At 33.2% G+C, this 6,000-nt stretch carries 10 protein-coding genes; 4 read left to right on the top strand and 6 right to left on the bottom strand.

Translation table 11 applies throughout. The features are described from left to right. Positions 1 to 638: 638 nt before the first annotated feature. Positions 639 to 911 (bottom strand): HU family DNA-binding protein, encoded by a 273-nt coding sequence (locus ACFX4R_RS25570; RefSeq protein WP_116079361.1) that lies wholly within the window; start codon positions 909 to 911, stop codon positions 639 to 641. Between the two features lie 581 nt (positions 912 to 1,492). On the opposite strand from ACFX4R_RS25570, the gene ACFX4R_RS25565 reads away from it, so the two are divergent. After that, positions 1,493 to 1,939, top strand: a complete 447-nt coding sequence (locus tag ACFX4R_RS25565) for an OsmC family protein (protein ID WP_377570905.1) — start codon at positions 1,493 to 1,495, stop codon at positions 1,937 to 1,939. Positions 1,940 to 2,610: 671 nt separating this feature from the next. Here the strand turns inward: ACFX4R_RS25565 and ACFX4R_RS25560 are convergent. The 3 genes from ACFX4R_RS25560 to ACFX4R_RS25550 form a co-directional block, all read right to left on the bottom strand. After that, complete coding sequence (locus tag ACFX4R_RS25560) at positions 2,611 to 2,817, bottom strand: hypothetical protein (protein ID WP_162215313.1); 207 nt, start codon at positions 2,815 to 2,817, stop codon at positions 2,611 to 2,613. 47 nt (positions 2,818 to 2,864) lie between these two features. Next, complete coding sequence (locus tag ACFX4R_RS25555; RefSeq protein ID WP_377559268.1) at positions 2,865 to 3,212, bottom strand: hypothetical protein; 348 nt, start codon at positions 3,210 to 3,212, stop codon at positions 2,865 to 2,867. Positions 3,213 to 3,421: 209 nt separating this feature from the next. Further along, positions 3,422 to 3,736, bottom strand: a complete 315-nt coding sequence (locus ACFX4R_RS25550) for a hypothetical protein (protein WP_214989314.1) — start codon at positions 3,734 to 3,736, stop codon at positions 3,422 to 3,424. 332 nt (positions 3,737 to 4,068) lie between these two features. Between ACFX4R_RS25550 and ACFX4R_RS25545 the strand changes: the two genes are divergently transcribed. Then, on the top strand, positions 4,069 to 4,272 hold the full coding sequence (locus ACFX4R_RS25545; RefSeq protein ID WP_377570903.1) for a cold-shock protein: 204 nt from the start codon (positions 4,069 to 4,071) through the stop codon (positions 4,270 to 4,272). 261 nt (positions 4,273 to 4,533) lie between these two features. Here ACFX4R_RS25545 and ACFX4R_RS25540 read toward each other — a convergent pair whose 3' ends face one another. Beyond that, on the bottom strand, positions 4,534 to 4,734 hold the full coding sequence (locus ACFX4R_RS25540) for a cold-shock protein (RefSeq protein ID WP_013056497.1): 201 nt from the start codon (positions 4,732 to 4,734) through the stop codon (positions 4,534 to 4,536). A 243-nt stretch (positions 4,735 to 4,977) separates the two neighbouring features. On the opposite strand from ACFX4R_RS25540, the gene ACFX4R_RS25535 reads away from it, so the two are divergent. Then, positions 4,978 to 5,118: an FbpB family small basic protein gene (locus ACFX4R_RS25535; protein WP_377559039.1), complete on the top strand. Its 141-nt coding sequence runs from the start codon at positions 4,978 to 4,980 to the stop codon at positions 5,116 to 5,118. 139 nt (positions 5,119 to 5,257) lie between these two features. Then, on the top strand, positions 5,258 to 5,440 hold the full coding sequence (locus ACFX4R_RS25530) for a hypothetical protein (protein WP_215055458.1): 183 nt from the start codon (positions 5,258 to 5,260) through the stop codon (positions 5,438 to 5,440). A 187-nt stretch (positions 5,441 to 5,627) separates the two neighbouring features. Here the strand turns inward: ACFX4R_RS25530 and ACFX4R_RS25525 are convergent, their stop codons facing one another. Then, the gene (locus ACFX4R_RS25525; RefSeq protein WP_377559036.1) at positions 5,628 to 5,858 is read right to left on the bottom strand and encodes a hypothetical protein; all 231 of its coding nucleotides are present in this window, start codon (positions 5,856 to 5,858) and stop codon (positions 5,628 to 5,630) included. Positions 5,859 to 6,000: the final 142 nt, after the last annotated feature.

The following is a 6,000-nucleotide window of genomic DNA, read 5'->3' as shown; positions in this document are numbered from 1 at the left end:
GATACAACTTGGAATTAATTTTAGTAAAATAACTGTAAAATCAAACCTCGAACAAGCACTTCTTAGTTTGAATTTAATCATAGATACGTTAGAATAAATATTCTCACCTAATGGTGTATGAATTGAATTTTATTTACCTTCAAAAAACCACTTAACGCCAGACAAGTTATCGATAATGATAAGCTAACTTAATACCATAAAGCATTAAACTGTCAATCTATTGGTGGATTTTTCATTTTACTTTTATTGGTATTTATTATTTAAAGAAGCGCAAACCGCATGTGGTTTGTGCTCCTTTGATTATATATTATATTCACCTTAATTTTCCTGCTCAATTTCTTCTAATAAATCTTTAATCTGTTTACATAAATTAATTCCCAAATTCAACATTTCGATTTCTTTTAACATCAAATTAGCTCCCTTATGAATAAATTATAAAAAGTTCTACCTTAAAGAGGAAATGGACTTTGAGACTTTAAAATATTTATCCTTGTTAAGGGGCACTGAATAAGCATGATATATTGGTAGGTATAAAAGTGAAAGAGATAAGCAAAGATGAATACTTAATGTATAAAACTAAGTTTCAATCTTTTGGAATCAACACATAAATTTTTATACAATTTTGCAAATATACGATGTTATTTAACAGCTTGTTTTAATTCTTTTCCTGCTTTAAAAGCAGCCACTTTCGAAGCAGGAATATCTACTTCTTCACCTGTTTGAGGATTACGACCTGTTCGTGCTGCACGGTCCCGCACTTCAAATGTCCCAAATCCAATCAGTTGGATTTTTTCTTTCTTGGCAAGTGTGTTATAAATTGTTTCCAGTAGCGCATTTACAGCTTTTTCAGCATCTTTCTGTGTTAGTTCTGCTTTTGTTGCAACAGCCCTAACTAGTTCCATTTTATTCATATTCAAACACCTCCTCCTATTATTTTAAATTAGTATGTAGAGATGTTAACACAGCTTCTACACACTTCTTACCTTATCACATTAGATAGAAAGTCAAAAAACCCTTTTCCTATTAGCGATAGAAACTCAAAAAAGCTAGGAAGTTAAGTTTCTCAGCTTTTTTGCATTAAATTGATTTAAAATGTATATCCTATGCGGAATTAGTATTCTATCGATACTATAGCAAAACAACCCTAGAGTTATAACTCTAGGGTTATCGTAGTAATGATTACTCAGATAAAATAAACTTTATTTACTTTTTCAAAACGATTTTAATTTCACAAACTCATCTGCATTTCCGTGTATAGAGAAAACATCTCTATTCTTCCTACATTCGGTGGAGTTCTAGATATTCTTTTAATGTTTGTTGTAACGTCCCTTTTGTTTCTGATTTGATTTACTAGTGTGGTTTGACAGCCATGGATCTGGATCAGCATCTTTTTATCTATAAGGAAGAGTAACGCACACTATTCTGCGGAGCCCGTTCCTTGCCGATACGATTATAATGTGTAACATATAAAAATATCAAAGGGGAAGTCAAAATGACAAGTTCTTATTTTATTGTAAATGGATCATGGCAAGGAAACCGCGAGGGTAATGGAATTATTCGTTTACCAGGAGGATCGAACCTTGAAGTATCGGTCCCGAAGGAAATCGACGGACCTGGCATCGGCACTAATCCTGAGGAACTGCTTATTTCCTCAGCGAACAATTGTTACATGATTACACTTGCAGCTATGCTTAGTAACAGGAAAATAGAAGTGGAAAAACTTGAGGTTTCATCCGAGGGCGTTGTCGAAAAGGTAGACGGAAAGCTGCAGTTCAAACAAATAATTCACAAGCCGGTAATTTCGATTAAAACCGATTCAAGTGTTACTGTGGAAAAATTAGAAGAAGTTTCTGTCCGGGCAGAAAAGGCATGCTTCATCAGTAATACCTTAAGAAAGAGTATTGAAATCTCGGTACAGCCAAAAGTAATAGTATTATAATAGTTACATATAACATTATGGCAACATGGTGTCATGCACCGCCAAAAGCCAATTTACTTAGATACATTTTTTCTCAATTTATTATTGAGAAATCTCGTTTTTTGTTGGTTTGGATAAAAGACAGTTCATATTCCTATTCCACGGTAGGGCATTTTAATTGAGTAAGACAAATAAAAAGTCGATTCCTTTAATATAAAGGAAATCGGCTTTTTTTAGCTGGAGTATTTCCTTAGCGTACAAAATTCGATTTTTGTGGGCGCCCCCCCTAATAAAAAAGAAAGCTATCCCATTATTACTTTTCTAAAAAATGGGATAGACTTTTTAAAAAATAGACACCTAAAAAAATCACTACTGTAGCCTTTATGAAGGAAATAGGAATGAAAGAGACGATATTTTATAATAGGGTAAAAGCTTACGGGGCAAGGCAGTAATCCCCTTTTGTATTTCTATGGTGTTAGACATGCTAGCAAAATAGTTGATGCTTGCTATTTGTAGTTATTCCAATGCAAGCAATAGGTTACTTGTCTTTTTTCTAAACTGAATATCTCGACTCTGAGCCCATTCATAGAAAAACTTCTAGACATCACTTAAGAAAGTAGTAATTCACTTAAGTTCACACATATAGCTCTGGTAAAAACACTTTAATCCAAAAAAGCATCCTGAAAGGATACTTAAAAGTTAGCTTGTAAAGCCTCAATTTTCTTCTTAAGTTTTTGGCTTTCTTCCTCTAATTCAATGATTCTATCTTGAAGTTCTTTATTATCCCAGTTGTTTTCCAGCTCTTCAGATAATTCCATTCGCATTTTATGGATTTCAATTCGTTGTTTAGCCATCTCTTCTACTTCTTTATTTAATTGGAATTGTTCGTATGGATTCATATGTATTCCTCCTTTATTTTTACTTTCAACATAAACAGGCAATCCCTTTAAAATAAAGTCCAGTGAGTGTTTCCCACAAACATAGTGACGGCCCCGAACGCACTAGCAATAAAGCTAAAATTCCATACAGTTCGCATCCAAACTACCAAAGATCCATATGTCTTTCTAAAGGCTACTTCACGCATAAAGATGAGATAAAGTACTGTAAACCCATATACACCAAATGCTACCCATTGAAAATTTTCTTGAATTTGAGGGGCTACTAAGGCAACTGCTACTAAAGCTACGGTGAAAATGAGGTTCACAACCATAAAAAAGCTGACAAAACGCATCCACTTAAACCCTTTCTCATACAGTTTACCTGCATCTTGGTCTTCTTGTTTTAATTCTTCCATCATTCATTTCCCCTAGTATTTAGTTTTTTTCTATTATAGTACGGGATGTTAGTTTCATTTTTAGATTGCTAGCATTAGTGTTAGGGAGATTAGCCGCAAGTATTTTGAAGTTTTCACATTAGAACTCCATATCGTATTTAATTAAAAGCAGTCAATTATCTCCTATAAATAAAAAGACAGTTTACAAGTACAAACTGCTCCTTTGCTGACTACTTAGACTGAAGAATTGCTTCTTTAACATACACTTTGTAATCAATAATTGCATCCTCCATTATGGGCAGTTTGCTTTCTGAATTGATATATCCAGCTAATGGTTTAGTGCTTGCCTCAAAATAAGGGAGTTCTTCGTCAAGAGAAAACTTAATGCTGTTTTCATCTAGTGATAGCATGCCAACTATGGCGTCAGTACTTATTTCTTCTAAAGACAGTTCCTTTGCTGAAATGATATTTATAGTGCCCACACATGTTAAGTCCACTACTTTAAAGCCTTTATCTAACAGTTCTTTCACTAAATCTTTAGGCATCTAACCCCCTCCTTAATACTTACTAATTTTCGACATAAAAAGAGGGATTCCTTTAGAATAATGCCCAGGGAGTATTGCACATGAATATACATAAATAAAAGAGCAGTTTACAAATGCAAATTGCTCTTTATTATATTTTTATCATCACTTTCACTATTATTAATCAAACATTGATGGTTATACCTTAATATCCAGATTTAACCCTTTTACTCCTATTTTATAAATTTTAAATAAGAGACTGATACTGATAAAATACGTATGCATTAAAAGGTATAACGTATTTATCACTCCTTTATAAGGTATACTATAATGAGAGGAGTAGTGATGTTAGTATGTATTATTACGGCAAAAAAAATCAAGAACCTTTAGCTCAAGAACAAACAGAGGTTTGGGAATGTACAGTAGAAGATTGTAAGGGCTGGATGAGAAAAGATTTCTCTTACGACAATCACCAAAAATGCCCTTTGTGTGGAAATCACATGGAAGCTGGAGAACGGCTTATTAATAAAATCCCCCTTAATCCCCACCGAAGATAATTTATACCAACGCTATCACATAGATTAAAAATTACTACTATATTATTTAATTGAAAATATAGTTAATTTATTTACATTTGCTTTCTATTTCTATTGTATGTTATAACTAGTTATACCTTGTATCGATCGTCTTGTCTAAAACCCAGGCTTTTTTTAAAGCCTGGGTTTTCTATTGAACTAATAGTAGATAAATCCTGGTTTTCTTATAAGACCATAAAAAAAAAAGACTCCTTCGTAGGAGTCTTTTTTTATCACTTTTGATTATGCTTTGTGAACGTTAGCAGCTTGTGCTCCACGTTGACCTTGCTCGATATCAAAAGTAACTTTTTGACCTTCTTCTAATGATTTGAAACCTTCACCTTGAATAGCACTGAAATGAACGAATACATCGTCTCCGCCTTCGATTTCAATGAAACCGAAACCTTTGTCTGCATTAAACCATTTTACTGTACCTTGTGTCATAATGTTGCCTCCTGCTGTGGAATACTCCACAAATGTATTACCTTTCTTGCCCAATCATACTATTTCAAGATAAAAACTTCTGTTTAAGGTTTTTTCTTCTCTCAATCTTACACCGAACAAAAACAAGTTAATTGTAGTATAACACATAAGGATATTGATAGCAAATAATTGCTTTTTTTGATTTAACCGTTATAATCATACTTGTCTACGGACTAAACTAAACAGTAAGAAAGAAGTGCCATTATGAGAAAGTTAAAACCCTCTTTTCAAAACCTAATCAATGAAAACAGACATAAAATACTAGAAGATAAACAGGTCATGGAAAAGATTGAAGAAAAAATTGAAGCTCGCCAGGAGCAGGCTATAAAGATGAAAACGAAATAAGAGTAGAATAAAAACATCCTATGTAAATGGATGTTTTTTTGTATTGTAGTGCCGTTTCATTCCTAGGTAAATGTGTTTTTTGCAGGATTTCCCACCTGCTATATCGAACCTAGAAAGTCACAGGAGAGGGGCTGTTAATATGAACTCAAAAGAACAAAAGAGGTTGGCAACTACTAGAGAATTAATGGAGAATGCTAAAGAACAAACTGATTTATCTTCTGAGTTAGAACAAGATTTAGAGAATGTAGGATTACAACGACGAATGAAGCAATTAGAGTTAGAAAGCAAGTTCCTAAAAAATCAGAACGATGAACTACTTTAATTCACAGCACCCGTTCAGGGGTGCTTTTTCAACATTTTAACACTTTCACCTCAGAACCCCCTATCTATGATCAATACTTTCTCTCAGAGCAAACAAATAAAAAAGATGGTTTACTCTCTTTTTATCTAATTCAGTTCCGTCTATCTATGTATGTTTTATGATGAGATTCCATTAATCGCTATTTACTTTAAATCAACATGTTTCGTTTCCAAAATAAATCTTTGATGGTCCAGATTACTTGATCTACAAAGGTTAATTCACGCTTATATCTCTTCCACTCCTTCTCATAGTTAATCTCAATATGACATCCAAAGAAAAAGAGCCAACCTTCTAATTGAAATATCTTTATAATGGCTTCCTTGTGCTTTGTAACAAACTGAAGAGAATAAGTATAGGCATCTTGCTCTGACCAATGCAAGCCACACAACCTATTTGTCCACTTAGTAATTCGATCACATAATCCAGGTTATAATCTTGAAGCATGATAAAGATACGATCTTCTAAAAAATAAGACTGTTGAAAATGTTTTAATTCATGGGAAAGCAAAAAAGCAATATTCG

The organism is Priestia sp. YIM B13490 (assembly GCF_042787735.1).
GTDB classification, from domain to species: domain Bacteria; phylum Bacillota; class Bacilli; order Bacillales; family Bacillaceae_H; genus Priestia; species Priestia megaterium.
This window is presented reverse-complemented; position numbering and strand designations above follow the sequence as displayed.

Bases quoted from the DNA above. Each gene is read 5' to 3' on its own strand.
- ACFX4R_RS25570 (WP_116079361.1), bottom strand. From the start codon at position 911: ATGAATAAAATGGAACTAGTTAGGGCTGTTGCAACAAAAGCAGAACTA.
- ACFX4R_RS25565 (WP_377570905.1), top strand. From the start codon at position 1,493: ATGACAAGTTCTTATTTTATTGTAAATGGATCATGGCAAGGAAACCGC.
- ACFX4R_RS25560 (WP_162215313.1), bottom strand. From the start codon at position 2,817: ATGAATCCATACGAACAATTCCAATTAAATAAAGAAGTAGAAGAGATG.
- ACFX4R_RS25555 (WP_377559268.1), bottom strand. From the start codon at position 3,212: ATGGAAGAATTAAAACAAGAAGACCAAGATGCAGGTAAACTGTATGAG.
- ACFX4R_RS25550 (WP_214989314.1), bottom strand. From the start codon at position 3,736: ATGCCTAAAGATTTAGTGAAAGAACTGTTAGATAAAGGCTTTAAAGTA.
- ACFX4R_RS25545 (WP_377570903.1), top strand. From the start codon at position 4,069: ATGTATTATTACGGCAAAAAAAATCAAGAACCTTTAGCTCAAGAACAA.
- ACFX4R_RS25540 (WP_013056497.1), bottom strand. From the start codon at position 4,734: ATGACACAAGGTACAGTAAAATGGTTTAATGCAGACAAAGGTTTCGGT.
- ACFX4R_RS25535 (WP_377559039.1), top strand. From the start codon at position 4,978: ATGAGAAAGTTAAAACCCTCTTTTCAAAACCTAATCAATGAAAACAGA.
- ACFX4R_RS25530 (WP_215055458.1), top strand. From the start codon at position 5,258: ATGAACTCAAAAGAACAAAAGAGGTTGGCAACTACTAGAGAATTAATG.